Origin of the sequence: Micromonospora sp. WMMD754 (genome assembly GCF_049315235.1) — a bacterium.
GTDB classification, from domain to species: Bacteria; Actinomycetota; Actinomycetes; order Mycobacteriales; family Micromonosporaceae; genus Micromonospora; species Micromonospora sediminicola.
The window spans coordinates 4863738-4889595 of the sequence record NZ_CP186058.1; the positions used below are offsets into that span (position 1 = coordinate 4863738).

Genomic DNA, 25858 nt, shown 5'->3' on the forward strand with positions numbered 1-25858 from the left:
CCCGTGTGACAGGTCGGTCGTCGCCGCACCGGGCCATGATCGGCGCCGCGTAGCATCGCCGGGGTGGAGCAGCGCACCCGACGACCGCGCCGGCCCGGGCTGAGCCTCGGCCGGGTCCTCGGGGTGCCGCTGCGCGTCGACGCCTCGATGCTGCTGCTCACCGTGGTGGTCACGGTGCTCTACGCGGCGCTGGCCCGGCGCCAGCTCGACCTCGGTCACCTCGCCGGCTACCTGGTCGGCCTCGGGTTCGTCGTCTCGCTGCTCGGCTCGGTGCTGCTGCACGAGCTGGGCCACGCGCTGACCGCCCGCCGCCACGGCATCGGTGTGCGCGGGATCACCCTCGAACTGCTCGGCGGCTACACCGAGATGGACCGGGACGCCCCCAGCCCTCGGGTGGAGCTGCTCATCTCGCTGGCCGGGCCGGCCGTCTCGGCCGTGCTCGGCGCCGGGGCGGTCGCCGCCACCCTGGCGCTGCCCGCCGGCACCCTCGGCCACCAGCTCGCGTTCCAGCTCGCGGTCAGCAACGTCGTGGTGGCGATCTTCAACAGCCTGCCCGGGCTGCCGCTGGACGGCGGACGGGCGCTGCGCGCCGCGGTCTGGGCGCTCACCCGGGACCGGCACCGCGGCACCGAGGTGGCCGGCTGGGTCGGCCGGGCCGTGGCGGTGGCCACGCTCGCCCTGGTGGTGCTGCTCACCCTGCGCCGGGCGCTCGCCCCGCTGGCCCTGCCGCTGCTGCTGCTGGTCGCGGTGACGCTGTGGCGGGGCGCCGGGCAGTCCATCCGGCTGGCCCGCATCGGCCGCCGGCTGCACCTGGTCGACCTGGCCCGGCTGGCCCGGCCACTGCTGCCGGTGCCCACCGGCACCCCGCTGGCCGAGGCGCAACGCCGCCGCGACGAGGCGGGCACACCGGACGCGGCGCTCAGCGTGGTCGACTCCGCCGGCCGTACCGTGTCACTGGTCGACCCGGCCCGCGTCGCCGCCGTACCCCCGGAACGGCGGCCGTGGCTCGCGGTGGACGAGGTGGCCCGCGCCCTGACCGCCCTGCCCACCCTCCCGGTCGACGCGGACGGCGAGCGGGTGCTGGAGACCGTCCGCACCCACCCGGGCGCGCAGTACCTCGTGACGGCAGGCGAAGATGTGGTCGGCGTGCTGCACATCGCGGACCTCGCCCAGCTCCTCGAACCCAAACGGAAGACGAACACGTGACCGCAGAGACCTCCACCGTCCCGGCCCTGCCGCCCGTCCACCGGGGGCCGTTCCGGCCCGGCGACCGGGTCCAGCTGACCGACCCCAAGGGCCGGATGCACACCGTGACGCTGGAGCCCGGCAAGGAGTTTCACACCCACCGGGGGATCCTCAAGCACGACACCCTGATCGGCCTGCCCGACGGCAGCGTGGTCACCACCGCCGGCGGCGGCACCGCCTTCCTCGCGCTGCGGCCCCTGCTGTCGGACTACGTGCTCTCCATGCCGCGCGGCGCCCAGGTGATCTACCCGAAGGACTCGGCGCAGATCGTCGCGATGGGCGACATCTTCCCCGGCGCCAAGGTGCTGGAGGCCGGCGCCGGCTCGGGCGCGCTGTCCTGCTCGCTGCTGCGGGCCGTCGGCACCGAGGGCGAGCTGCACTCGTTCGAGGTGCGCGACGACTTCGCCCAGATCGCCCGGCGCAACGTCGAGGCGTTCTTCAACGGTCCGCACCCGGCCTGGCGGCTGCACGTGGGCGACGTCGCCGACAGCACCGAGACCGGGTTCGACCGGATCATCCTCGACATGCTCACCCCGTGGGAGATGCTCGACATGGTCGAGCGGTCGCTGGTCCCCGGCGGCGTGCTGATCGGCTACGTGGCCACCACCCCGCAGCTGTCGGAGCTGGTCGAGGCGCTGCGCGAGCGCGGCGGCTGGACCGAGCCGCGGGCCTGGGAGTCGCTGGTGCGCGACTGGCACGCCGAGGGTCTTGCCGTGCGACCGGACCACCGGATGATCGCGCACACCGCGTTCCTGGTGTCCGCGCGCAAGCTCGCCCCCGGGGTGACCGCGCCGCCGCGCCGGCGCAAGCCCAGCAAGGGCGCCGAGGCGTACGCGCAGCGCCGGGACGCCCTGCGCGCGGCGGCGGCGGCCCGCGCGGCGGAGGAACCGGAGCAGTCCTGACCCCCGCCGCGCGCACGGCGGCGGGCGGGCGGATCATGTGTGCCCGTGGGGACGACGACACCGAGGTGGGTGGAGACGGTGGGCATGAGCGAGCGGATCGGAGCGCGCGGCGGGCGGCGCGCCCGTCCCGGTCACCGGAGCCGACGGCGGCGCACGGGCGGTGACGGCGGTTCGGGCCGACGGGAGGTGGCGTGAGCAACCCCGGCTACGGCAACGGTGACCTGCCCGCCGTCTTCCCCGACTGGTCGCCCTACACCGACCTGGAGTCGGCGGCCCGCGCCTACCTGCGGGACCCCGACATCGCCCTGGAGGCGCTCGGCGGGGTGCTGCGCGGCGCCTCCGTCCTCGGCTTCACCCTGGAACGCTTCGTCAACGAGGTGAACGGGGTGTGGCAGGAGGTCGTCGTCTGCGACGGCAGCCGGCTGGTGCTCTGGCACGGCGAGGACGTCCCGCCGGGGGAGGGGCCACCCGGCGCGATGACCTCCTCGCTGCGCGTGGTGCCGGTCTCCACCGTCACCGAGGTCGGCTGCCGGCGTCGGCTCACCCGGACCGACGACGGCACCGTCCGGATCGACAGCATCGACGTCTACCTGCTGCTCAGCTCGCTGGACGAGGCGCCGCCCAGCGACGAGGTGGCGGGCACGCCCCGGCACGACGCGCTGCGCTTCGGCAAGACCCTCGACGACGGCGGCGCCGGGCAGATCGCCCGGCTGGAGGAGTTCGCCCGGCTGGTCGCCTCGGTGGTCGGCCGGCCCCTGCTCTGACGGACGCACGACGGGCCGGGGACGTCGTCCCCGGCCCGTCGTGTCCGTCACTGCTCAGTCCTCGGCCTCCGGGCCGGCCACCTCGACGCCGTCGCTGCCCCGCACCACGTGGATGCACTCGCCCGGGCACTCCTTCGCCGAGTCGATCACCTCGAGGCGCAGGTGCTCCGGCACGTCCACCCGGGCGCCGGGGGCCTGCCGCAGCTCGCCGTCCGGGCCCTTGACGTACGCCAGGCCGTCGACGTCGAACTCGAAGACCTCCGGCGCGTACTGCACGCAGAGCCCGTCGCCGGTGCAGAGGTCCTGATCCACCCAGACCTGCAACTGGTCGGTCGCGACGTCGGTCACGAAGCACCCCCCATGTTCTCCCGTCCCACACTCCGACGGTACCCGAACGCCCGTACCCGCCCCGCGACCAGCCCTTGGCGATCAAGCTTCGGTGACGAGCGCGTTGCGGAGGACCGAATCGGGCTCATAGCGGCTAGTGTTAGGTCAGAACGTTCAAGCCCCCCGGGGAGGTGGGACGTGGCACGCAGCGACGACGCGGACTCGCGCGCCGCACGGTGGGAAAAGGAAGCCCACGATCTCTCCACGCAGGTCGCGTTCCTGCAAGAGGAACTCGCTCTGGTGCGGCGCAAGTTGACCGAAAGCCCCCGACACGTCCGGCAGCTCGAAGAGCGGCTGGCGGCCACCCAGGCGCAGTTGGCGCGGCTGACCGAGAACAACGAACGGCTCGTGGGCACCCTCAAGGAGGCCCGCGCGCAGATCGTGACGCTCAAGGAGGAGATCGACCGGCTCGCCCAGCCGCCCAGTGGCTACGGCGTCTTCCTGGCCAGGCACGACGACGGCACGGTGGACGTGTTCACCGGCGGGCGCAAGCTCCGGGTGGCCGTCTCGCCCTCGCTGGAGGTCGACGAGCTGCGCCGGGGCCAGGAGGTCCTGCTCAACGACGCTCTCAACATCGTCGACGCGTTCGGCTACGAGCGGGTCGGCGAGGTGGTGATGCTCAAGGAGATCCTGGCGGGTCCCGACGGCGCGCCGGGTGACCGGGCGCTGGTGGTCTCCCACTCGGACGAGGAGCGCATCGTCCACCTCGCCGAGACCCTGATCGGCAGCGCGATTCGGGCCGGCGACTCGCTCATGATCGAACCCCGCTCGGCGTACGCGTACGAGCGGATTCCCAAGAGCGAGGTCGAGGAACTGGTCCTGGAGGAGGTGCCCGACGTCAACTACGAGGACATCGGTGGCCTCCAGGCGCAGATCGAGCAGATCCGCGACGCGGTGGAGCTGCCCTTCCTGCACGCCGACCTGTTCCGCGAGCACCAGCTCCGGCCGCCGAAGGGCATCCTGCTCTACGGCCCGCCCGGCTGCGGCAAGACGCTGATCGCCAAGGCGGTGGCCAACTCGCTGGCCAAGAAGATCGCCGAGCGGGAGGGCAAGGAGCGGCACACCAGCTTCTTCCTCAACATCAAGGGCCCCGAGCTGCTCAACAAGTACGTCGGTGAGACCGAGCGGCACATCCGGCTGATCTTCCAGCGGGCACGGGAGAAGGCCGGCGAGGGCACGCCGGTGATCGTGTTCTTCGACGAGATGGACTCCGTCTTCCGCACCCGCGGTTCCGGCGTCTCCTCCGACGTGGAGAACACCATCGTCCCGCAGCTGCTCAGCGAGATCGACGGCGTGGAGGGCCTGGAGAACGTCATCGTCATCGGCGCCTCCAACCGGGAAGACATGATCGACCCGGCGATCCTGCGCCCCGGCCGACTCGACGTGAAGATCAAGATCGAGCGTCCGGACGCCGAGGCGGCCAAGGACATCTTCTCCAAGTACATCCTCGCCGGCCTGCCGCTGCACGCCGACGACCTGGCCGAACACGGCAGCGACCCGCAGGCCACGGTGGCTGCCATGATCGACGCGGTGGTCCTGCGGATGTACTCCGAGACCGAGGAGAACCGCTTCCTCGAGGTCACCTACGCCAACGGCGACAAGGAAGTCCTCTACTTCAAGGACTTCAACTCCGGCGCGATGATCCAGAACATCGTCGACCGGGGCAAGAAGATGGCCATCAAGGAGTTCCTCACCTCCGGGCGCAAGGGGCTGCGGCTGCAGCACCTGCTCGACGCCTGCGTCGACGAGTTCCGGGAGAACGAGGACCTGCCCAACACCACCAACCCCGACGACTGGGCGCGCATCTCCGGCAAGAAGGGCGAGCGGATCGTCTACATCCGCACGCTCGTCTCCGGCGGCAAGGGCGCCGAAGCCGGCCGGTCCATCGAAACCGCCAGCAACACCGGTCAATACCTCTGAGATCGCCCATCGGGGCGGCGCCGCGCAGGCGCCGCCCCGGTCGGTCCTCGGCGGGGCCACGAAACCGGGCCGCGCCCGCTAGGGTCTGCCCGTGCGTAGATCACTCGCCCCGGCCCTGCTCGGCTGCCTGACCGCCCTGCTCACCGCCTGCGGCACCACCACCACCGACACCGCCTCCGCGCCGACCACCTCGGCGTCCGCCTCCGCGCCCACCACCGCCGACGCGCCCGCCGCGATCCGCCAGGGCTTCCAGCGGAGCCTGGAGAAGACCCTCAAGATGGACGTCACCATCAAGGCGGGCAACCAGACCGTCACCATGCGGTCGGCCGTCGAACCCGCCACCGGCGCGATGACGCTCGACATGCGCACGCCCGAGCCGGTCAGCATGGTCGTCACCACCGACGCCGTCTACGTCAAGCAGGACGAGTCCGACGGCAAACCCTGGATGAAGCTCGACCGCAGCCGGCTCCGCCCCGACGGGCAGCTGGCGCAGGGCCTCGACGTCCGGGCGCAGGCCGGCATCCTCGGCGGAGTCGTCTCCGCCGAACCGGCCGGCGACGGCCGCTACACCGGCGTCGCCGACCCGGAGAAGGCCATCGCGGCGGCCTCCAGCGACGCCGAGAAGGCCACCCTGCGCAACGCGTTCAAGGTGCTCAGGACGAAGACGGTGCCGTTCGAGGCCACCCTGGACGCCGAGGGTCGACTCACCCTGCTCACCTACACGTTCGACACCGCGGCCGGGAAAATCGACAACGAGATGAAGATGCACAGCTTCGGCGAGCCGCTCAGCATCACCGCGCCGCCCGCGGCACAGACCGAGGCCGCCGCCGCGGAGGCGTACCGCTTCTTCTGACCGTCGAGTTCAGCACGGCGACGGCCGGACGGACCGCACCGCTCCGGCCGCCGCCGAGGACGGCGAACGGCGCCCGCCGGGGCCCGGCGCGCCACCTACCGTCGAAGTGCCGACTACGCTCGACGTGACGGGGACCGGGACGGCGAGCGGAGCGGGCAGGTCGATGAGCGTCAGACGGATCATGGGCACCGAGGTCGAGTACGGCATCTCCGTGCCCGGCCAGGCCGGAGCCAACCCGATGGTCACCTCCTCGCAGGTGGTCAACGCGTACGGGGCCCGACCGGAACTCAACCGGGGCGGGCGGGCCCGCTGGGACTACGAGGAGGAGTCGCCGCTGCGCGACGCCCGCGGCTTCACCTACTCCGGGGCGGCCTACGACCCGGCCGAGGCGCTCGCCGACGAGGACCTCGGACTGGCCAACGTCATACTCACCAACGGAGCGCGGCTCTACGTCGACCACGCCCACCCGGAATACTCCACCCCCGAGGTGACCACCCCCCTCGACGTGGTGCGGTGGGACAAGGCGGGGGAGCGGGTGATGGCCGAGGCGGCCCGCCGGGCGGCCACCATCCCGGGCACCCACCCCATCCACCTGTACAAGAACAACACCGACAACAAGGGCGCCAGCTACGGCGCGCACGAGAACTACCTGATGCGTCGGCAGACGCCGTTCGCCGACATCGTGGCGTACCTGACGCCGTTCTTCGTCACCCGGCAGATCGTCTGCGGCGCGGGCCGCGTCGGCATCGGCCAGGACGGCGGCCAGAGCGGCTTCCAGATCTCCCAGCGCGCCGACTTCTTCGAGGTCGAGGTCGGGCTGGAGACCACCCTCAAGCGGCCGATCATCAACACCCGCGACGAGCCGCACGCCGACGCCGACAAATACCGCCGGCTGCACGTCATCATCGGCGACGCCAACCTCTCCGAGATCTCCACGTTCCTGAAGGTCGGCACCACGTCGCTGATCCTCGCCATGATCGAGGAGAAGGCGCTCGGCGCGGACCTGGGCATCGCCGACCCGGTCGGGGAGCTGCGCGCGGTCAGCCACGACCCGTCGCTGAAGCACCTGATGCGGCTGCGGGACGGGCGCCGGCTCACCGCGCTGGACGTGCAGTGGGCCTACCTGGAGCGGGTCCGTTCCTTCGTGGACGACCGGTACGGCCAGGACGTCGACGCGCAGACGGCCGACGTGCTCGACCGCTGGGAGAGCGTGCTGGACCGGCTCGGCCGCGACGCGTTCGAGTGCGCCGACGAGCTGGACTGGGTGGCCAAGCTGCGCGTGCTGGAGGGCTACCGGGAGCGGGAGAAGCTCGCCTGGGGCTCGCACAAGCTGCAACTGGTCGACCTGCAGTATTCCGACGTGCGCCCGGAGAAGGGGCTCTACCACCGCCTGGTCCAGCGCGGCTCGATGAAGACGCTGCTGACCGACGAGCAGACCCGCACCGCGATGACCGAGCCGCCGGAGGACACGCGGGCCTACTTCCGGGGTCGCTGCCTGGCCCAGTACGCCTCCGAGGTGGTGGCCGCGAGCTGGGACTCGGTCATCTTCGACGTGGGCCGCGAGTCGCTGGTCCGGGTGCCGATGATGGAGCCCGAACGGGGCACCCGCGCGCACGTCGGGCAGCTCTTCGACCGCTGCGAGAGCGCCAAGGACCTGCTGGAGATGCTCACCGGCGGGTGACCCGGATGCCGGAAAGCCCGTCGTGCGCCGGAACCCGGCGCGCGACGGGCTTTTCGTCGTCCGGGCGAGGTAAGTTGATCGCAGGCGATCGTGGAGGAGGCACCACCATGGCGACGCAAGAGGGTGGTCAGACCCAGTCCGGCAAGTCCCACGAGGAGGTCGAGGAGGTCACCGCGCAGGCCAACCCCGAGGTGGCCGAGCGGCACGCCGAGATCACCGAGGACGTGGACGACCTGCTCGACGAGATCGACTCCGTCCTGGAGGAGAACGCAGAAGAGTTCGTGAGGGGATATGTGCAGAAAGGGGGTCAATGAGGCTTATGTCCGATTTGCCCGAGGCTTCGGACAAGCTCTGCCCCCAGTGCGGCCGCTCGCTGCCGGCGTCGGCGTTTCACCGTAACCGGCGGCGCCCGGACGGGCTGGCGTTCTACTGCAAGACGTGTGCCGCCGCTCGCTCTGAGGCGAGCCGAAGAAAGCGGGGGATCGCGCCGCAGCGGAAAGCGGCTGGGCCGGTCGCGGACGGCCTCAAGTGGTGCCCCGACTGCGAGCAGATCAAGCCCGTCGACGATTTTCCCCGAACGACCAACGCCAGCGGCCGGCACACCTACTGCAAGCCGTGCCACATCGCCCGCGGTAACGAGAGCAAGCAGCGGCTCTACGGCGGCAACCGCGAGTACCACCTGCGCCGTCGTTACGGGGTCGGGGAGAAGGAGTTCCAGGAGCTCCTGGCGGAGCAGGGCGGCGTGTGCGCGATCTGCCGCCGCCCCGATCCGGAACATCTGGACCACGATCATCGCACCGGATGGGTGCGCGGGATACTCTGCTTCAACTGCAACGGCGGTCTCGGCCAGTTCAAGGACGACCTCGACAACCTGGCCGGGGCGATCACATACCTGAGAGGAACCACGTGGCAGCGGGTTTTGATCCATCCGGGCGTCTTCCAGATGTGTTCACCAACGCGGGGACGTCCTCCTTCACAACGTTCCTGAGCAAGGTCGCCCCGGAGATGCTGCCCGGTCGTCGGCCGTTGCCGCCCGGCATGGCCGCCGACATGGCGCCGCACGCGACCACCATCGTGGCCATCGCGGCCGCCGGTGGTGTGGTCATGGCCGGCGACCGGCGCGCCACGATGGGCAACCTGATCGCCCAGCGCGACATCGAGAAGGTGCACCCGGCCGACGCGTACTCGCTGGTCGGCATCGCCGGCACCGCCGGCATCGGCATCGAGCTGATGCGACTGTTCCAGGTGGAGCTGGAGCACTACGAGAAGATCGAGGGCGCGATGCTCTCGCTCGACGGCAAGGCCAACCGGTTGGCCTCGATGATCCGCGGCAACCTGGGCGCGGCGATGCAGGGCCTGGCCGTGGTGCCGCTCTTCGCCGGCTTCGACCTGGCCGCGAGCGACCCGGCGCGGGCCGGCCGGATCTTCAGCTTCGACGTGACCGGCGGCCCCTACGAGGAGACCGGCTACGACGCGATCGGCTCCGGCTCGCTGTTCGCCAAGTCCGCGCTGAAGAAGCGCTTCCGGGCGGGCCTGTCGATCGACGACGCGACCCGGTTGGCCGTCGAGGCGCTCTACGACGCGGCGGACGACGACACCGCCACCGGCGGTCCCGACCTGACCCGGCGGATCTACCCGGTCGTGATGACCGCGACGGCCGACGGCACCCACCGGCTCACCGACGCCGAGACGGCGACGATCGCCGAGGGCGTGGTGTCCGGCCGGATGGAGAACCCCGGCGGCTGACGCCGCTCCCACGTCCATCGAGTCAGCAGTCCCGCAAGAAGGAGAACCGCCGCCGTGGCCATGCAGTTCTACGCCTCGCCCGAGCAGATCATGCGCGACCGTTCCGAGCTGGCCCGCAAGGGCATCGCCCGGGGCCGCAGCGCGGTGGTCCTGAGCTACGCCGGTGGGGTGCTCTTCGTCGCCGAGAACCTGTCCAGCACGCTGCACAAGGTCAGTGAGATCTACGACCGGATCGGCTTCGCCGCCGTGGGCCGGTACAACGAGTTCGAGAACCTGCGGCGCGCGGGTGTGCGGATGGCCGACCTCAACGGACTGAGCTACGACCGGCGGGACGTGACCGGCCTGGCGTTGGCCAACGCGTACGCGCAGACGCTGGGTGCGATCTTCACCGAGCAGTCGAAGCCGTTCGAGGTGGAGATCTGCGTGGCCGAGGTGGGCGCCACGCCGGACGACGACTCCCTCTACCGGGTGACCTACGACGGTTCGGTGAACGACGAGCCGGGCCGGATGGCGATGGGTGGCCAGTCCGAGGCGATCGCCGGGGTGCTGAAGAACGAGCACCGGCCGGAGATGTCGCTGTCCGAGGCGGTGCGCGCCGCGATGAAGGCGCTCAGCAGCGTCGGTGGTGAGGGCGGGGCGGCCCGGACGATCGCCGCGAACCAGCTGGAGGTGGCGGTCCTGGACCGGGGCCGGGTCGGGCGGACGTTCCGCCGGGTCACCGGGGCGGCGCTGACCGGGTTGCTGGAGGGTGACGCGGCTGCGGACACCGCGCCGGCGCCGGGCCGGGCGAAGACCCCGACGGTGCCGACGGAGGAGGCGAAGAAGCCGACCACGTCGGCGGGTTCGGCCGATCTGGAGGGCAACGCGGAGGACCGGCCCGCCGAGTGACGTCTGCTTGCGGACCCCGCCACCTCGCCGAGGTGGCGGGGTCTTGCGCGTACGGATGCCGCCACCTCACCGATCTGCGTGGGGGAGATCGCAAGCGGTGAGCGTCGGCGCTGCCCATCGGGGGCTCCGGGCGGCTAATGTCTCATCATGGAGCGGCGAATCTTCGGCCTCGAAACCGAGTACGGCGTCACCTGCACCTATCGCGGGCAACGCCGGCTTTCCCCCGACGAGGTCGCGCGGTACCTGTTCCGGCGGGTGGTGTCGTGGGGCCGGTCGAGCAACGTGTTCCTGCGCAACGGCGCCCGCCTCTATCTGGACGTGGGCTCGCACCCGGAATATGCGACGCCCGAGTGCGACTCGGTGACCGACCTGGTGGCCCACGACCGGGCCGGTGAGCGGATCCTGGAGGGCCTGCTCGTCGACGCGGAGAAGCGGCTGCACGACGAGGGCATCGCGGGCGAGATCTACCTGTTCAAGAACAACACCGACTCGGCCGGCAACTCGTACGGCTGCCACGAGAACTACCTGGTGTCCCGGCACGGCGAGTTCGGCCGGCTGGCCGACGTGCTGATCCCGTTCCTGGTCACCCGGCAGTTGATCTGCGGCGCGGGCAAGGTGTTGCAGACGCCGCGTGGCGCGGTCTACTGCCTGTCCCAGCGGGCCGAGCACATCTGGGAGGGTGTCTCCTCGGCGACCACCCGGAGCCGGCCGATCATCAACACCCGGGACGAGCCGCACGCGGACGCGGAGCGCTACCGCCGGCTGCACGTGATCGTCGGTGACTCGAACATGAACGAGGTCACCACGTTGCTGAAGGTCGGCACGGCCGACATCGTGCTGCGGATGATCGAGGCCGGCGTGGTGATGCGGGACCTGACGTTGGAGAACCCGATCCGGGCCATCCGCGAGGTGTCGCACGACATCACCGGCCGGCGCAAGGTGCGCCTGTCCTCCGGCAAGGAGGTGTCGGCGCTGGAGATCCAGCAGGAATACCTGGCCAAGGCGACCGAGTTCGTGGAACGCCGGGGCGGCGACCAGACCGCCAAGCGGGTGGTGGACCTGTGGGCGCGGGTGTTGCGGGCGGTGGAGACCGGCGACCTGGACCCGGTGGCCCGGGAGATCGACTGGATCACCAAGCTCAAGCTGATCGAGCGTTACCAGCGCAAGCACGACCTGCCGCTGTCGCACCCGCGGGTGGCGCAGATGGACCTGGCCTACCACGACCTGCGGCGCGGGCGGGGCCTCTACGGGTTGCTGGAGCGTCGGGGCGAGGTGGACCGGGTGGCCACCGACCCGGAGATCTTCGAGGCGAAGGAGACGCCGCCGCAGACCACCCGGGCGCGGCTGCGCGGCGAGTTCATCCGGCATGCGCAGGAGAAGCGGCGTGACTTCACGGTGGACTGGGTGCACCTGAAGCTGAACGACCAGGCGCAACGCACGGTGCTGTGCAAGGACCCGTTCCGGGCGTACGACGAGCGGGTGGAGCGGCTGATCGCGAGCATGTGAGGCCGGCGGCGGCCGGTGCCTGTGGGCGCCGGCCGCCGTCGCACCGGTACGCTGGCGTCGCCATGGACACTTCCGAACCGCAACCTCACGGCCGCGAGCCCGGCCGGACCTCCGGCCGCGAGCGGGACGGCGGCACCGAGAAGCTCAACTGGATCGACCGGCGGCGGGAGAAGATCCGCGCCGAGATCGAACGCAACCGGCGCGGGGAGTACACCGTGCCGACGTGGGTGCTGGCGGTGGCGCTGGCGCTGATCGTGGGCGTCTGGCTGGGCCTGATCTTCTTCCTGGGCTGAGGACGTTCCCGCTCAGCCCAGCAGTCCGGCGGCGTACCGGCCGGCGGCGGCCGCGGCCAGGAAGTAGGCGTGGTCGGCGTCGAGCCCGCGGCCCATCGTCGACAGTCCGACCGGGCTGGCCCGCAGCGCGGCGTCGAGGCCGTCGACGGGCACGGTGACGATCCGGTGCCGGTCGGTCAGGGGCGCGAGCGCCGCGGTCACGTCGGCGGCCAGGTCGGGGTCGAGGCCGTCGGGCACGACCAGTTCCGCGGGGGCGAGCGCCCCCCGGCCGTACGCGGTGAGGCTGTGGTGCGAGACGCCCCGGTGTCGGGGGCGGGGGTCGGCCGCGGAGATCCGCAGCGAGCCGACCGCGCGGCCGCCCAGCGTGGCGACGGCGTTGACGGCCTCGCCGACGGCCACGCCGGAGAAGCCCCAGCGGGTGCCGGTGCCGAGGTTGCCCGGCCCCTGCGCGACGATCGCCACGTCGGCGTCGAGCACGTGCCGGGCGGCGAGCAGGCCGCTGTGCAGCGTGCTGGCCTCCAGGTCACCGCCGAACGCCTGCCCCACGCTGACCGTGCCGACGAGACGGTCGGCGAGGCCGGCCAGCGTGCGGGAGAACCAGGCCGGCAGCGCGCCGCCGTCGGTGAGCAGGTAGGCGACCCGGGCGCGGGGGGCGTCGGCGTGCATGCCGGCGAGGATCGCCGGCAGCGCGGAGTGCAGGTCGGCGGTGACCACCGGCATCCCGTCGACGGACTCGGCGGCGGCCAGCCGGTCGTGGTGCGGGCTGGCTTCCTCGTCGACGCCGAGCAGGATCGGTTGCAGCGGCGTGTAGCGGGCCTTGACCAGGTGCCCGGCGTCGCGGCTGTCGCCGGCCTGCGGCGGGTCGGCGGGAAGCCGGTCGGGCAGCGCGACGACCAGGGCGTAGCCACCGGTGCCGAGGCCCATCAGCAGCGCGCCGGCGTTGAGCAGCACCCGGTCGCCGGGCTGCGGGTCGCCGACCAGGGCCGGGTAGGCCAGCGCGCGCATCCGGGCGCCGTCGGGCAGGTCGACGTCGAGTTCGACGGCGCCGGCCCACCGCCGCCGTACCGTCGTGACCGTGCCGGACCGCCATCGCACCATGCCGGCACGCTATCGGCCGGCGTCGGGGCGGCCCGAGGCCGGGTCAGCCGTCCCGGCCGGGCGGGGGCTCCTCCTGCGTGGTCCGGGCGCGCCCGCCGGGCCCGCGGGAGCGGGTGGGGTCGAGGAAGACGTACGCGATCTCCGGGAACCGGTCGGTGAGCCGGCGTTCGGCCTCGTCGGAGGCGGCCTCGATGTCGGCGCCGGTGGCGTCGTCGCGAAAGTCGACCTTGGCGGCGACGAGGATGTCCTCCGGGCCGAGGAACATGGTCATCAGGGTGTCGACGCGGTCCACCGTCGGCACCTCCGCCAGCTCCCGTTCGATCTGCCGGTGCACCCGTTCGGAGACGGCGCGGCCGACCAGCAGCGAGATGTTGCTGCGGGCCAGGATGCCGGCGACCACCAGCAGCAGCGCGCCGATGAGGATGGAGGCGATCCCGTCGTAGAGCTCGTCGCCGGTGAGGTGGGACAGGGTGAGCCCGGCGGCGGCGATGAGCAGGCCGATCAGGGCGGCGGTGTCCTCCAGGAAGACCGCCTTGACCGTGGTGTCGGCGGTCAGCCGCAGGTAGCGGCGGGGGGTGGCGCGCCAGCGGCGGGACTCCCGGCGTACCTGCCGTACCGCCCGGGCCAGCGACACCGACTCGATGGCGAACGACACCGCCAGCACCACGTACGAGATCAGGTAGTCGCCGGTGTGCTCGTGCACGAGGATCGTGGTGACGCCGTGGGTGATGGCGAAGCCGGCGCCGGCGACGAAGGTGAACAGCGCGGCGAGGAACGCCCAGACGTAGCTCTCCTTGCCGTACCCGAAGGGGTGCCGGGTGTCGGCGGGCCGCGCGCCCCGCCGCAGCGCCAGGTAGAGCAGCACCTCGGTGGTGGTGTCGGCCACCGAGTGGGCGGCCTCGGAGAGCATCGCGGCGGAACCGGAGATCAGGCCCGCGACCAGCTTGGCGACCGCGATGGCGAGGTTCGCCGCGCCGGCCACCACGACGGTGCCGACGCTCTCGGACTTGACTTCCGCATCCGCCATGCGATCACCCTAGGGCCGGCCCCGTCCGGCCGCCGGGCGGAGACGAACGGGTCGATGCCCGCGCCGCGCCCGCGCGGGTGCCCGCGTCGGACGCGCGGGCTGCTAGCGTTTGCACGTGTCCCGGACCCGTACCGAACGCCTGGTCAACCTGGTGATCTGCCTGCTGTCCACGCGGCGTTTCCTGACCGCCGCCCAGATCGCCGCGACCGTGCCCGGCTACGAGCACGACCCGGAGGACGCCAAGGACCACGAGGCGTTCCAGCGCAAGTTCGAGCGGGACAAGGCCGAGCTGCGGGAGCTGGGGGTGCCGCTGGAGACGGGCACGGCCAGCGTCTTCGACGCCGAGCCGGGCTACCGGATCGCCCACCGGGAATACGCGTTGCCCGACATCCCGCTCGAACCGGACGAGGCCGCCGCGGTGGGGATCGCCGCCCGGCTGTGGCAGCACGCCGGCCTGGCCGCCGCCGCGTCGTCCGGCCTGGCGAAGCTGCGGGCCGCCGGCATCGACGTGGACCCGCAGGCCACGCTGGGCCTGGAGCCGATGGTGACGGTCGACCCGGCGTTCGCGCCGCTGACCGCCGCCGCGCGGGACCGGCGCGAGGTCAGCTTCGACTACCGGGTGCCCGACCGGGACGCGCCGACCCGCCGCCGGGTGCAGCCGTGGGGCGTGGTCTGCTGGCGCGGCCGGTGGTATGTGGTCGGCCACGACCTCGACCGTGCGGCGACCCGCTGCTTCCGGCTGTCCCGGGTGGTCGGCACGGTCCGCGCGACCGGTGACGCCGGCGCCTACGAGCCGCCCGCCGGGGTGGACCTGATCAGTCACGTGGCCCGCTGGTCCGGGCCGGTGGAACGCACCGGCCGGGCGACAGTGCTCGCCGCGCCGGGCCGTGCCGCCGGGCTGCGCCGCTGGGCGGTGGAGAGCGAGGCCGGCCCGGACGGTGACCGGCTGGTCCTGCCGTACGCCGACGCCGACTTCCTGGCCGGCCAGATCGTCGGCTACGGCCCGGACGTGCGGGTCCTCGAACCGCCGGAGGTGCGCGAGGCGGTCATCCAGCGGCTGAAGGAGGTCGCCGCCCGGCACGACGAGCTGGCGGTGGCCGGGGGAGGTGCCCGGTGACCCGCCCCGCGGCCCGCGCCGGCCGCGCGTCGGCCGACCGGCTGGCCCGGCTGCTCAACCTGGTGCCCTACCTGCTGGCCCGCCCCGGCATCGAGATCGCCGAGGCGGCGCACGACCTCGGCGTGACCGAGCGGCAGCTCCGCGAGGACCTGGAGCTGCTCTGGGTGTGTGGGCTGCCCGGTTACGGCCCCGGTGACCTGATCGACATGGCGTTCGACGGCGACCGGGTGACGATCACCTACGACGCCGGCATCGACCGCCCGCTGCGCCTGACCCCGGACGAGGCGTTGGCCCTGGTGGTGGCGTTGCGGATGCTCGCCGAGACGCCGGGGGTGGCCAACCGGGAGGCGGTGGAGCGGGCCCTGGCCAAGATCGAGAGCGCCGCTGGCGACCTGGCCGGCGCGCCGGTCGAGGTCCGCCTGCCCGGCGACACCGCCCGGGTGCGCGAGCTGCGCGCCGCCGTCGAGCGGGGCCGGGCGTTGCGGATCACCTACTACACGCCGGCCCGGGACGAGACCACCGAGCGCACGATCGACCCGCTGCGGATGCTGATGGTCGGCGGCCGGGCGTACGTGGAGGCGTGGTGCCGCCGGGCCGAGGCGGTCCGGTTGTTCCGGGCCGACCGGATCGACGCGGTCACCGAGCTGCCGGAGCAGGCCGTGGTGCCGCCGCAGGCCCGCCCGCACGACCTCAGCGACGGCGTGTTCCGGCCCTCGGCCGACCTGCCGCTGATCACGCTGCGCATCGGCCGGGGCGAGCGGTGGATCACCGAATACTATCCGTGCGAGCGGGTCGAGGCCGACGGCGAGCAGTGGCTGGTGTCGCTGCGCGTCACCGACCTGGGCTGGGCCCGCCGGTTCGTCCTCGGCCTGGGTCCGGAGGTGACCGTGGTGGCCCCGGCCGAGCTGGCCGAGCAGGTTCGCGCCCAGGCCGTCGCCGCGCTCGACGCGTACGCCAGCCCGGCCGGCAGCGCCACCCCGGCCGGCAGCGCCGACCCGGCGGCCACCGGCGTCACCCGCTAGGCTGACCGCCGTGGTGATGTGGATCGTGCTCGGGGTCGTGGTGTTCGCGCTGGTCGTGCTGGCCTTGGCGGTCCGTCCGGTGGTGGCGCGGCTGCCCCGGTTGCGCCGTTCGGCGCTGGCGTTGCAGAGCCGGCAGGCCGAGGCGGAGTCGCTGCGGTCCGCCGCCGAGGAGTTGCAGGCGCGCGCCGAGTCGTTGCAGGAGCGGGCGGCCGTGGCGCAGGACCGGATCGCGTTGATCAAGGCCAGACGCGGCGAGTGATCGACGCCGGTCGGTCCGGTGAGCGATAGCTGCGCGATCCGGGGCGGTTGCGTGCACGAATGCGCCCCCGTGGGTGGTTGACGGGACAACTCGGGTTGGTCGAGACTTCACCGGCCGGCCCGCACCAGCAGGCCCGCCGGGGGTGGCAAGCCGCTGCGACGCACGTACGATGGGCGGCGACCCCACCCTCACCGACACAGAGCGACTGGAGCTTCCCATGGGTGCCCTCAAGCCGTGGCACATCGCCGTACTCGTGGTCGTGCTGATCCTGCTGTTCGGCGCGAAGCGGCTCCCCGACGCGGCCCGCTCGCTGGGCCGTTCGCTGCGGATCATCAAGGCCGAGACGAAGAGCCTGCACGACGACGACCGCGACCTGGCCGAGAAGGCCGACGCGCAGAACGGCTACCAGCCGCTCCCGCCGCAGCAGCCGATCCAGGGCCAGCAGCAGTACGCGCCCCAGCCGGGCTACGCGCCGCAGCCGCAGCCGGGCTACGCCCCGCAGCCGCAGCAGCCGGTCGCCCCGCCGGTCGACCCGGTGCAGCGCGTCCGCGAGAACTGATCCGGAAGGGCCCCCACCACCGTGGCCTTCGCGTTGAGGAAGCGCGGCCCGAGCACGTTCGAACGCGCCGCCGACGGCTCCATGACCCTCATGGAGCACATCCGGGAGTTGCGTAACCGGCTGTTCCGGGCGTCGCTCGCGATCCTGGTCGGCTTCGGCTTCGGCATCTGGCTGGCCACGCCGGTCCGGTTGTTGCTGTCGAAGCCCTACTGCGACCTGCCGCAGGCGATCGATCCGGAAACCGGTAAGTGCCTGTTCGTGCAGCTCGGCGTCGCCGACGTCTTCCTGCTCAACCTCAAGATCGGCCTGTGGGTCGGCCTGATCATCGCCGCGCCGGTCTGGCTCTACCAGCTCTGGGCGTTCATCGCGCCCGGCCTGCACCGGCACGAGCGGCGCTACGCGTACGTCTTCACCGCGCTGGCGGCGCCGCTGTTCGCCGCCGGTGCGGTGCTGGCGTTCTTCGTCACCACCAAGGGCCTGGAGTTCCTGCTCAACGTCTCCGGCGACGACATCTCGACGACCCTCGAGGTGACCCGCTACATCTCGTTCGTCACGAACCTGGTCCTGCTGTTCGGCGTCGCGTTCGAGTTCCCGCTGATCGTGTTGATGCTCAACTTCGTCGGCCTGGCCAGCGCCAAGCGGCTGCTGAGCTGGTGGCGGGTGGCGATCTTCGTGTTCTTCGCGTTCTCCGCGGTGGTCACGCCGACGCCCGACCCGTTCGGCATGACCGCGCTGGCCCTCTGCCTCTCCGCGCTCTACTTCGCCGCGGTCGGGGTGGCGTTCCTCAACGACCGGCGGCGCGGGCGTGGGCAGGAGGTCTACGCGGGCATCGCCGACGACGAGGTCTCGCCGCTGGACCTGTCGAGCGAGCCGGTACCGACCGGTGCCCGGATCGAGGCGTCCGACCCGATCGCGGCGCCCGAGCCGGTCGCCGCGCCGGCGCCGATCGAACGCCGCTACGACGACATGACCTGACCGGTCCCCGTCGCGCCGCATCACGAACGCCGTCCCCGGCAACGGGGACGGCGTTCGCGCATCCCGGTCCGCGAGCAGGCGCCTCACGGTGCCCCCTCCCGGCATCGATCAGCCCTCGTGCAGCCGATCGTGGACCTGTGGCGCCTCGAAGGATCTCGTAGGTGCACGTTGCTCCCTGCCGCAACCCCCAGGTCAACGCGTCGGCGGGCCGATGTGCGGTTGCCGGGTCGGTGACGGCGGGCGGGAGGGATGCGAGTTCGTGACAGGGGACTGGCTGGGCCGGGGGCGGAGCCAGATCGGCGAAGTGGCGGCATTAGGGGCGCGGTGATGCCACCACTTCGGGGACCTGGTGCTGATCATCACTCCGAACCGAACCGAACCGAACCGAGCCGAGCCGAACCGGGCTGGGCAGGCTGGGGCGGGGCTCGGTCGACGGAGCGAGGCGGGGTGGGCGGTCAGGCGATGCGGCGGGCCGCGTCGGGTCGGGCGGCGGGGACGGCGTCGGGGTGCAGGATCGCGGCGATCGTCTCCGCGCCGTCGACGAGCCGCGGGCCGGCCCGCACGATCAGCCCGTCCGCGTCCAACGCCCACACCTCCGCGTCCGGGAAGTGCCCGGCGACCGAGGCCGCCTGGTCGGCCGCCCCGTCGAGGTGGAAACCGCACGGCGCGACGAGCACCACCTCGGGGCGGGCCGCCCGCAGGTCGGCCCACGTGGTCGGCGCGGACCGGGCCCCGGGGTGGGTGGCCACCGGCTCGCCGCCGGCGACGTCGACCAGGTCCGGGATCCAGTGGCCGGCGCCGAACGGTGGGTCCACCCACTCGACGACGGCGACCCGCCGACGGGGTCGGCCGGCCACCGCCGCGCGGATCGCCGCCAGCCGGGCGCGCAGCCCGTCCACCAGGGCCTCCGCGCGGTCGGGCACCCGGGCGGCCGTACCCACCGCGCGGATCGAGTCCAGCACGTCGTCCAGGGTGTACGGGTCGAGCGACAGCACGTCGGCCTCACAGCCGAGATGCTCGACGGCGTCGGCGACCGTGCCGGACGGAAGCGCGCAGACGCGGCACAGGTCCTGGGTGAGGATCAGCTCCGGGTCCAGTTCGGCCAGCGCGCCGGCGTGCAGCGTGTAGAGGTCGGCGCCGGCCGCGAGCTGCTCCTTGACGTACGCGTCGATCGCACCGGGGCTCATGCCCCGGGTGTCCCGGCCGCCCACGACCACGGTGACGCCGGCCCGGTACGCCGGGGGCACCTCGCACTCGAACGTGACCCCGACCAGGTCGTCGCCGAGGCCCAGGGCGTACACGATCTCGGTGGCGGAGGGGAGCAGGGAGACCAGCCGCATGCCGCCCATCATGCCCGCTCGGCGTGGAGGCGGACATTCGGCTGCCCTCGGGCCTTGCCGGGACGCCGCGCCCGCTTAGACTCTGCTGACTCCGCCGAGTCCCCCGGGGCGGTGTCCCGGGGTGGCGTCGGCGCCCCACCCCCGGTCAGCACGCTGACCTCCGCTCCGGAGAGCCCGATGAAGAGCCGTACCGCCGCCGTCCTTGTCACCCTCTGCGCCGCCACCGCGCTCACCGCCTGCGGTGACGACGAGCCCGCGCCGAAGGGCGAGCAGGTCCCGGTGACCGCCACCGACACCAGCTGCGAGGTCACCACCACGCTGTTCACGCCGGGCACGGTCACCTTCACCGTGACCAACCGGGGGCAGCAGGCCACCGGGGTCTACCTCTACGGCCGGGAGGGTGCGGGCTTCACCAAGGTGGTCGCCGAGGTGGCCGACGTGCCGGCGGGTCGCACGGGTGACCTGCGGGCCCAGCTGGAGACCGGCTCGTACGAGGTGGCCTGCAAGCCGGGCCGGCAGGGCGACGGGGTGCGGACCCGGATCACCGTCTCCGACGACGGCACGGTGGCCAGCGCCGCGGCCGAGACCGCGTACGATCGGGCGCTCACCATCGAGCTGTCCGGTGACACGCTCAGCGGCGTCGACGACGGGCTGATCGCCGAGCCGGGCGAGAAGCTCGCGCTGAAGGTGGCCAACAAGACGGCCGGCGCGCGGACGCTCTACCTGCTCAACCCGGACGGCAAGCGAGTCGCCGAGCTGAAGGCGGAGCCGAACGGCACCGCCGAGACGGTGGTGACGCTGGGCGCGGCCGGGAACTGGACGCTCAAGGTCAAGGGCGACGGGGTCGCCTCGCTGAGCAAGCGGCTGCTGGTCCGCTGATCGGGTGAGCGCCACCACCGGTTCCGGGCGGTGGGGCGGGGGCGGGCGACGCGCGGTCTAGTGTTCGCGCGAAGCCACCCGCCCGCACCGCCCGGAGGAACCACCGATGCGCGCCACCGTCATCCACGGCCCGAACGACGTCCGCGTCGAGGAGGTGCCGGACGCCGCCGTCCGGGAACCCGGCGACGCCGTGGTGCGTACCGTGCTCGCGTGCATCTGCGGCAGTGACCTGTGGGCGTACCGGGGGGTGGTGCGGCGGACGCCGGGGCAGCGGATCGGGCACGAGTTCCTCGGCGTGGTCGAGGAGGTCGGCGCGGACGTCACCTCGGTGCGGGTCGGTGACCTGGTGGTCGCGCCGTTCGTCTGGTCCGACGGCACGTGCGAGTTCTGCCGGGAGGGGCTGCACACGTCCTGCCCGCGGGGCGGGTTCTGGGGGACGCCGGGCTCCGACGGCGGGCAGGGCGAGGCGGTTCGCGTCCCGTACGCCGACGGCACCCTGGTGCGGCTGCCCGCCGAGGCGGCCGGCGACGACCGATTGCTGACCGCGCTGCTGGCCCTGTCGGACGTGATGGCCACCGGTCACCACGCCGCGCTGGCGGCCCGGGTGCGTCCGGGCGCGACGGTGGCCGTGGTCGGTGACGGCGCGGTCGGCCTGTGCGGGGTGCTGGCCGCGCGGCGGCTCGGCGCGGAGCGGATCGTCGCGTTGGGCCGGCACCCGGCCCGCACCGACATCGCCCGGCGGTTCGGCGCCACCGACGTGGTGGCGCAGCGCGGTGAGGCGGCGGTCGAGGCGGTCCGCGAGCTGACCGGCGGTCACGGCGCGCACGCGGTGCTGGAGGCGGTGGGCACGGAGGAGTCGATGCGTACCGCGATCTCGATCGCCCGTGACGGCGGCGCGGTCGGCTACGTCGGGGTGCCGCACGGCGGCAGCGCCGGGGTGGACGTCCGACAGATGTTCAACCGCAACGTGACGCTCGCCGGCGGGGTGGCGCCGGCCCGGGCGTACCTGCCGGAACTGCTGGCCGACGTGCTGGCCGGCGTGATCGACCCGGCGCCGGTGTTCGACCGCTCGGTGCCGCTTTCCGGCGTGCCGGAGGGCTACCGGGCGATGGACGAGCGGACCGCGCTGAAGGTCCGCGTCACGTTCTGAGGTTCGGGTGCATCCACCGGGGACGGTCGGGGCGAAGCAAGGGTCGTGACGACAGTCACGGACCCGGTCGCCTCGACGAAAGGCTCCCCGATGAACATCGCTCGTCTCGCCGCCCGCCTGGCCGTCGGCGCCACGGCCGCGGCGGTGGCCACCACCGCCGTCGCCGCTCCCGCCCAGGCCGGCGCGAAGCAGCCGGGCACGCGGTCGCTGGCCGCCGTGCTCACCGCCGACAAGAGCGGCTTCGACCGCAACTCGCGGGACTTCGACGTGCTCACCAAGGCGGTCCTGACGGTGCTGCAGGCCAAGCCGGACTCGCCGGTGAAGGTGCTCACCGACGGCACGGTCGCGCTGACCGCGTTCGTGCCGAACGACTACGCCTTCCGCGAGCTGGTCCGCGACATCACCGCCGCGAAGAAGCTGCCGGGTGAGAAGGCGGCCTTCGACGCGGTCGCCGGCCTGGGCGTGGACACCGTGGAGGACGTGCTGCTCTACCACGTGGTGCCGGGCGCGACGATCGACCGGAAGGCGGCGCTGAAGGCCGACGGCGCGGAGCTGGCGACCGCGCTCGGCGCCTCCGTCGAGGTCGACGTGAAGCACTGCTGGTACGGCCGGCAGGTCCGCCTGGTCGACGCCGACACCAGCGACCGCGACGCGCGGGTGGTGCGCTACGACATCAACAAGGGCAACAAGCAGATCGCGCACGCGGTCGACCGGGTGCTGCGCCCGATCGACCTGCCCTGACGCACCGGCCCCCGACGGCGCCCGGCACCTTCCCGTGCCGGGCGCCGTCAGCGTTCGCGGCGGCCGAATTGACTGCTCAGGGCCAGCCCGGCGGAGCAGCTCAACTCGCCGGGGGCGAGTTGGGTGTGCGACGGCCGCCAGGTCTGCGCGCCCGTCGCGTCGACGCGGGCCAGCAGGCAGTCGTACCGGCTCGCGCGCAACGCGACACCGACCGTGCCTCCCCGGACGGCGATCTCCTGCCGGACGGCCGGGTCGAGCTTCAGGCCGGCCACGGCGGCGCGCACCGCCGCCTCGTCTCCGCCGGCCTTGCCGAGCGCCCGGCGGAGACGGTCGTCGACGCCGTCCAGCGACGGGTCCTGCGGGACGGGCACCGGATTGCCGGCCGGGCAGTCGATGTCGTCGTCGCGGTCGTCCCGCTCGGGACCCAGACGCAGGCGGAAGCAGACCGTCTCGGTGCCCTCGACCGTCTCGCCCCGCCCGTTGACCCCCGCGCCGTGCCCGGTCACCCGCAGCACCAGCGTCACCCCGGTCTGCCAGTGCGTCTCGCCGCGCACCTGCAGCACGGTGACCGCCGGTTCCTGCCCGGCGGCGTGCACGAACTCCGCGGCCGTGTAGAGGTGGTCGCGGGCGAACCTCGCCTCGACCCGGTCGACGACGTCGGTGGCGTCGGCGACGGCGTTGTCATGCCAGGCCGGCTCGACCGGGCGCTGCGCCCACCAGAGCCCGCCGGCCAGCAGGAGCGGGGCGAACGCCACCGGGGCGAGGACGGCGATCAACGTGCGTGGTCGCATGGCGGGCAGTATTGCGCACCGCCGCCGGCACCGTGGCCCCGTGGCGACGTCGCCCCTGGTGAGGGGCGCGGCTCGTGCCGTACGGTGCTCGCCGTGACCGCGCACGATCATGTCCCGCCCGGCCCCGTCGCCGTGCTCGCCAACCCGACCGCCGGCCGGGGACGGCACCGGGGCCTGCTGCCCCGGATCCTGGAGCGCCTCGGTGGCTCCGGCCGCCCGGTGGAGCTGCTGACCGCCCGTACCCCGGTGGAGGCGGAGGCGGCGTGCCACGCCGCGGTGGCCGGCGGCGCCGGGGCGCTGGTGGCGGTGGGCGGCGACGGCACGGTGCACCGCGCGGTGCAGGCGGTCGCCGGCACGGCCGTGCCGTTCGGGCCGGTCCCGGCGGGCACCGGCAACGACTTCGCGGTGGAGACCGGCTTCCCGGCCGACCCGCTCGCGGCGGTCGAGACGATCGCCGCCGCGCTGGCCGCCGGCCGGTCCCGCCCGGTCGACCTGGCCCGGCTGTCCCGCCCCGGCGGCGACGACCGCTGGTACGGCGCGGTGCTCGCGGCCGGCTTCGACGCGATCGTCAACGAGCGGGCCAACCGGATGCGCTGGCCGCGCGGGCCCCGCCGCTACGACCTGGCGATCCTGGTGGAGCTGGCCCGGCTGCGCCCGCGCCGCTACCGGCTCACCCTCGACGGGGTGCCGCAGGAGGTGGACGCGGTGCTGGTCGCGGTCGGCAACGCGGCCAGCTACGGCGGCGGGATGCGGATCTGCCCGGACGCCGACCCGACCGACGGGCTGCTGGACGTGGTGGTGGGCGGGCGCTTCGACCGGCGCACCCTGATGCGGGTGAAGCCGCGGATCTACCAGGGCACCCACGTGACGCACCCGCTGGTGCGCGCGTACCGGGCGCGGACCGTGGAGCTGGCCGCCGAGGGCATCACCACCTACGTCGACGGGGAACGGTCGTTCGACCTGCCGGTGACGGTCAGCGCCGTGCCGTCGGCGCTGCGGCTGCTCCGCTGACCGCCGGCGCCGGGGTGACCGGTGGCGGTGGCGGGGGCGTGGCGGCCCGGACCGCGCCGGCGCTCGCCGCGACCACCAGCCCGATGGCGACCACCTCGACCGGGTGCAGCGCCTGACCGAGCACCAGCCACCCGGCCAGCGCAGCGATCGCCGGCCCGAGGCTCATCAGCACCGCGAACGTCGCCGTGGGCAGCCGCCGCAACGCCGCCAGCTCCAGGCTGTACGGCAGCACGGAGGCGAGCAGCGCCAGCCCGGCGCCGAGCCCCAGCACCGCCGGGTGGAACAGCCGGCCGCCCGCGTCGGCCAGCCCGATCGGCAGGGTGACCAGCGCGGCCACCGCGAGGGCCAGGGCCAGCCCGTCGGCCCGGGGGAACCGCGCGCCGACCCGGGCCGAGCAGACGATGTACGCGGCCCACATCGTGCCCGCCAGCAGCGCCAGCGCAACGCCGAGCGGGTCCAGCCGGTCGAAGCCGCCCTGCCCGAGCAGGGCCACCCCGGCCAGCGCCAGCCCGGCCCAGCACCAGGCGGCGAGCCGGCGCGTGCCGACCACCGACAGCGCCAGGGGGCCGAGCACCTCCAGCGTGACGGCCGGACCGAGCGGGATCCGCCCGATCGCCTGGTAGAAGATCGAGTTCATGCCGGCCAACGCCAGGCCGAACGCGATCACCGCCGCCCAGTCGCCGCGCCCGTGCCCGCGGAGCCGGGGCCGGCACACCACCAGCATCAGCAGCGCGCCGAGGGTCAGCCGCAGCGTGACCGCACCGGCCACCCCGGTACGGGGGAACAGCAGCGCGGCCACCGCGGAGCCGAACTGCACGGACAGCGCCCCGCCGAGCACCAGCGCGACTCCGCCGAGCCGGCCCGGCGCGCGCGACGGTACGGGGCGGTCGGCGGTCACGCCCCTGACCCTAACCGGGGCGCCCGGTCAGCCGACCCCGGCCAGGTCGAGCACCGCGCCCAACCCGTTCGGCCGGCCGGCGTCGGCGCACGGCAGCACCAGCACACCGCACCCGGCCGCCACCGCGCCCGCGTCGGCCGGCGTGTCACCCACCATCAGCGTGTGTTCCGGGTCGACGCCGAGCATCCCGCAGGCGCGCAGGAAGATGCCCGGGTCGGGCTTGCAGCGCCCCACCTCGTACGACAGCGCGTACGCGTCGACCAGGGCGTCGAGGTCCCAGGCGGCGAAGAGCGGGCGCAGGTCGAAGCCGATGTTGCTGACCACCGCCACCTTCACCCCGGCGGCCCGCAGCGCGCCGAGCACCGGCCCGGTGTCCGGGTAGGGCACCCAGCCCTCGGGCACGAGCACCCGCTCGTAGAGCGCGTCGGCGAACCCGTCGATGCCGGTGTCGACGGTCTCGGCCAGCCCGGTGTAGGCGCCCCGGTGGGCGTGCGGGTAGAGGTCGCGGTCGGCCCACAGCTCGGCCAGCCGGGGCGGCACCCGGGCCGGCAACGGCCCGCCCGCGCGGCCGGCGGTGAGCAGGCGGTCGGCCAGCGAGGTGGCCCGGATCCGGTCCAGCTCGACCCCGCAGGCGGTCGCGGCGGCCCGTACCCAGGCCAGCGGCTCCTCCACCTGGGCGAGGGTGCCGTGGAAGTCGAAGAGCACCGCCTCCACGGGCCGGCGGGACGGGCTCGGGCGGACGGCGTCGTCGGCGCCGCTCGAGGCGTGGGGCAGTTCGGTACGGTCCGGCACGTCGTGCACCCTAC

28 protein-coding genes are annotated in these 25858 nt (G+C 73.4%); 21 read left to right on the forward strand and 7 right to left on the reverse strand.

Translation table 11 applies throughout. From position 1 onward, the window contains the following. Positions 1–63 precede the first annotated feature (63 nt). From ACN27B_RS23530 to ACN27B_RS23540, 3 genes are all read left to right on the forward strand, one after another. Entirely contained in the window at positions 64–1206 is a 1143-nt protein-coding gene (locus ACN27B_RS23530; RefSeq protein ID WP_371682273.1) for a M50 family metallopeptidase, read from the forward strand. Beyond that, positions 1203–2147 (forward strand): tRNA (adenine-N1)-methyltransferase, encoded by a 945-nt coding sequence (locus ACN27B_RS23535; protein ID WP_099161216.1) that lies wholly within the window; start codon positions 1203–1205, stop codon positions 2145–2147. Before ACN27B_RS23530 ends, ACN27B_RS23535 begins: the two co-directional genes overlap by 4 nt. A 191-nt stretch (positions 2148–2338) precedes the next feature. Further along, on the forward strand, positions 2339–2911 hold the full coding sequence (locus ACN27B_RS23540) for a hypothetical protein (protein WP_091575184.1): 573 nt from the start codon (positions 2339–2341) through the stop codon (positions 2909–2911). A gap of 54 nt (positions 2912–2965) precedes the next feature. Here the strand turns inward: ACN27B_RS23540 and ACN27B_RS23545 are convergent, their stop codons facing one another. Continuing rightward, a complete protein-coding gene (locus ACN27B_RS23545; RefSeq protein WP_013286103.1) occupies positions 2966–3259 on the reverse strand; it encodes a ferredoxin in 294 nt (97 codons plus the stop codon). Positions 3260–3436: 177 nt separating this feature from the next. Here ACN27B_RS23545 and arc point away from each other — a divergent pair, with 177 nt between their 5' ends. From arc to ACN27B_RS23590, 9 genes are all read left to right on the forward strand, one after another. Continuing rightward, positions 3437–5218, forward strand: a complete 1782-nt coding sequence (arc, locus tag ACN27B_RS23550) for a proteasome ATPase (protein ID WP_091575179.1) — start codon at positions 3437–3439, stop codon at positions 5216–5218. Positions 5219–5309: 91 nt separating this feature from the next. Continuing rightward, complete coding sequence (locus ACN27B_RS23555) at positions 5310–6071, forward strand: hypothetical protein (RefSeq protein WP_422741542.1); 762 nt, start codon at positions 5310–5312, stop codon at positions 6069–6071. 163 nt (positions 6072–6234) lie between these two features. Further along, on the forward strand, positions 6235–7752 hold the full coding sequence (gene dop / locus ACN27B_RS23560) for a depupylase/deamidase Dop (RefSeq protein WP_091575175.1): 1518 nt from the start codon (positions 6235–6237) through the stop codon (positions 7750–7752). A gap of 107 nt (positions 7753–7859) precedes the next feature. Continuing rightward, complete coding sequence (locus ACN27B_RS23565) at positions 7860–8066, forward strand: ubiquitin-like protein Pup (protein ID WP_073836803.1); 207 nt, start codon at positions 7860–7862, stop codon at positions 8064–8066. Positions 8067–8071: 5 nt separating this feature from the next. Continuing rightward, positions 8072–8740 carry an endonuclease VII domain-containing protein gene (locus ACN27B_RS23570; RefSeq protein WP_099164606.1) on the forward strand — a complete coding sequence of 223 codons (669 nt, stop codon included), beginning with the start codon at positions 8072–8074 and terminating at the stop codon, positions 8738–8740. After that, positions 8659–9498, forward strand: coding sequence for a proteasome subunit beta (gene prcB / locus ACN27B_RS23575; protein WP_172967792.1), 840 nt, complete (start codon positions 8659–8661; stop codon positions 9496–9498). The genes ACN27B_RS23570 and prcB overlap by 82 nt, the downstream gene beginning before the upstream one ends. A 54-nt stretch (positions 9499–9552) precedes the next feature. Continuing rightward, positions 9553–10386: a proteasome subunit alpha gene (gene prcA, locus ACN27B_RS23580; protein WP_091575169.1), complete on the forward strand. Its 834-nt coding sequence runs from the start codon at positions 9553–9555 to the stop codon at positions 10384–10386. A 147-nt stretch (positions 10387–10533) separates the two neighbouring features. Continuing rightward, positions 10534–11892 carry a Pup--protein ligase gene (gene pafA / locus ACN27B_RS23585; RefSeq protein ID WP_091575167.1) on the forward strand — a complete coding sequence of 453 codons (1359 nt, stop codon included), beginning with the start codon at positions 10534–10536 and terminating at the stop codon, positions 11890–11892. 62 nt (positions 11893–11954) lie between these two features. Continuing rightward, positions 11955–12185 (forward strand): hypothetical protein, encoded by a 231-nt coding sequence (locus ACN27B_RS23590; protein ID WP_099161215.1) that lies wholly within the window; start codon positions 11955–11957, stop codon positions 12183–12185. A 12-nt stretch (positions 12186–12197) separates the two neighbouring features. Here ACN27B_RS23590 and ACN27B_RS23595 read toward each other — a convergent pair whose 3' ends face one another. Together ACN27B_RS23595 and ACN27B_RS23600 are read right to left on the reverse strand one after the other, a co-directional pair. Further along, positions 12198–13283 carry a DUF3866 family protein gene (locus ACN27B_RS23595; RefSeq protein ID WP_422741543.1) on the reverse strand — a complete coding sequence of 362 codons (1086 nt, stop codon included), beginning with the start codon at positions 13281–13283 and terminating at the stop codon, positions 12198–12200. Between the two features lie 43 nt (positions 13284–13326). Beyond that, positions 13327–14310 (reverse strand): cation diffusion facilitator family transporter, encoded by a 984-nt coding sequence (locus ACN27B_RS23600; RefSeq protein WP_099161213.1) that lies wholly within the window; start codon positions 14308–14310, stop codon positions 13327–13329. A gap of 115 nt (positions 14311–14425) precedes the next feature. On the opposite strand from ACN27B_RS23600, the gene ACN27B_RS23605 reads away from it, so the two are divergent. The 5 genes from ACN27B_RS23605 to tatC all read left to right on the forward strand — a co-directional run bounded on the left by ACN27B_RS23605 (position 14426) and on the right by tatC (position 18242). Next, positions 14426–15427, forward strand: a complete 1002-nt coding sequence (locus ACN27B_RS23605) for a helix-turn-helix transcriptional regulator (protein WP_099161212.1) — start codon at positions 14426–14428, stop codon at positions 15425–15427. Then, positions 15424–16449, forward strand: a complete 1026-nt coding sequence (locus tag ACN27B_RS23610) for a helix-turn-helix transcriptional regulator (protein ID WP_099161211.1) — start codon at positions 15424–15426, stop codon at positions 16447–16449. Before ACN27B_RS23605 ends, ACN27B_RS23610 begins: the two co-directional genes overlap by 4 nt. 16 nt (positions 16450–16465) lie before the next feature. Beyond that, a complete protein-coding gene (locus ACN27B_RS23615; RefSeq protein ID WP_371682291.1) occupies positions 16466–16708 on the forward strand; it encodes a hypothetical protein in 243 nt (80 codons plus the stop codon). A gap of 217 nt (positions 16709–16925) precedes the next feature. Further along, positions 16926–17267 carry a Sec-independent protein translocase subunit TatA gene (gene tatA, locus ACN27B_RS23620; protein WP_091575150.1) on the forward strand — a complete coding sequence of 114 codons (342 nt, stop codon included), beginning with the start codon at positions 16926–16928 and terminating at the stop codon, positions 17265–17267. Positions 17268–17288: 21 nt separating this feature from the next. Further along, positions 17289–18242, forward strand: coding sequence for a twin-arginine translocase subunit TatC (gene tatC / locus ACN27B_RS23625; protein WP_422741544.1), 954 nt, complete (start codon positions 17289–17291; stop codon positions 18240–18242). Between the two features lie 455 nt (positions 18243–18697). Here tatC and ACN27B_RS23630 read toward each other — a convergent pair whose 3' ends face one another. Next, the gene (locus tag ACN27B_RS23630; RefSeq protein WP_422741545.1) at positions 18698–19582 is read right to left on the reverse strand and encodes an ABC transporter substrate-binding protein; all 885 of its coding nucleotides are present in this window, start codon (positions 19580–19582) and stop codon (positions 18698–18700) included. Positions 19583–19759: 177 nt separating this feature from the next. Here ACN27B_RS23630 and ACN27B_RS23635 point away from each other — a divergent pair, with 177 nt between their 5' ends. From ACN27B_RS23635 to ACN27B_RS23645, 3 genes are all read left to right on the forward strand, one after another. Next, positions 19760–20461, forward strand: coding sequence for a hypothetical protein (locus ACN27B_RS23635; protein ID WP_099161207.1), 702 nt, complete (start codon positions 19760–19762; stop codon positions 20459–20461). Between the two features lie 106 nt (positions 20462–20567). Beyond that, entirely contained in the window at positions 20568–21611 is a 1044-nt protein-coding gene (locus ACN27B_RS23640) for a zinc-dependent alcohol dehydrogenase family protein (RefSeq protein ID WP_098745029.1), read from the forward strand. Between the two features lie 90 nt (positions 21612–21701). Beyond that, the gene (locus tag ACN27B_RS23645; protein ID WP_099161206.1) at positions 21702–22352 is read left to right on the forward strand and encodes a fasciclin domain-containing protein; all 651 of its coding nucleotides are present in this window, start codon (positions 21702–21704) and stop codon (positions 22350–22352) included. Between the two features lie 47 nt (positions 22353–22399). Here ACN27B_RS23645 and ACN27B_RS23650 read toward each other — a convergent pair whose 3' ends face one another. After that, positions 22400–23143 carry a hypothetical protein gene (locus tag ACN27B_RS23650; protein ID WP_422741546.1) on the reverse strand — a complete coding sequence of 248 codons (744 nt, stop codon included), beginning with the start codon at positions 23141–23143 and terminating at the stop codon, positions 22400–22402. A gap of 84 nt (positions 23144–23227) precedes the next feature. On the opposite strand from ACN27B_RS23650, the gene ACN27B_RS23655 reads away from it, so the two are divergent. After that, positions 23228–24154, forward strand: a complete 927-nt coding sequence (locus tag ACN27B_RS23655) for a diacylglycerol kinase family protein (protein WP_099161204.1) — start codon at positions 23228–23230, stop codon at positions 24152–24154. On the opposite strand, the gene ACN27B_RS23660 is transcribed toward ACN27B_RS23655, so the two are convergent. Continuing rightward, complete coding sequence (locus ACN27B_RS23660) at positions 24117–25052, reverse strand: EamA family transporter (protein ID WP_099161203.1); 936 nt, start codon at positions 25050–25052, stop codon at positions 24117–24119. The two genes, ACN27B_RS23655 and ACN27B_RS23660, sit on opposite strands and share 38 nt — an antisense overlap. A 27-nt stretch (positions 25053–25079) precedes the next feature. After that, entirely contained in the window at positions 25080–25844 is a 765-nt protein-coding gene (locus ACN27B_RS23665) for an HAD family hydrolase (protein ID WP_099164605.1), read from the reverse strand. Positions 25845–25858: the final 14 nt, after the last annotated feature.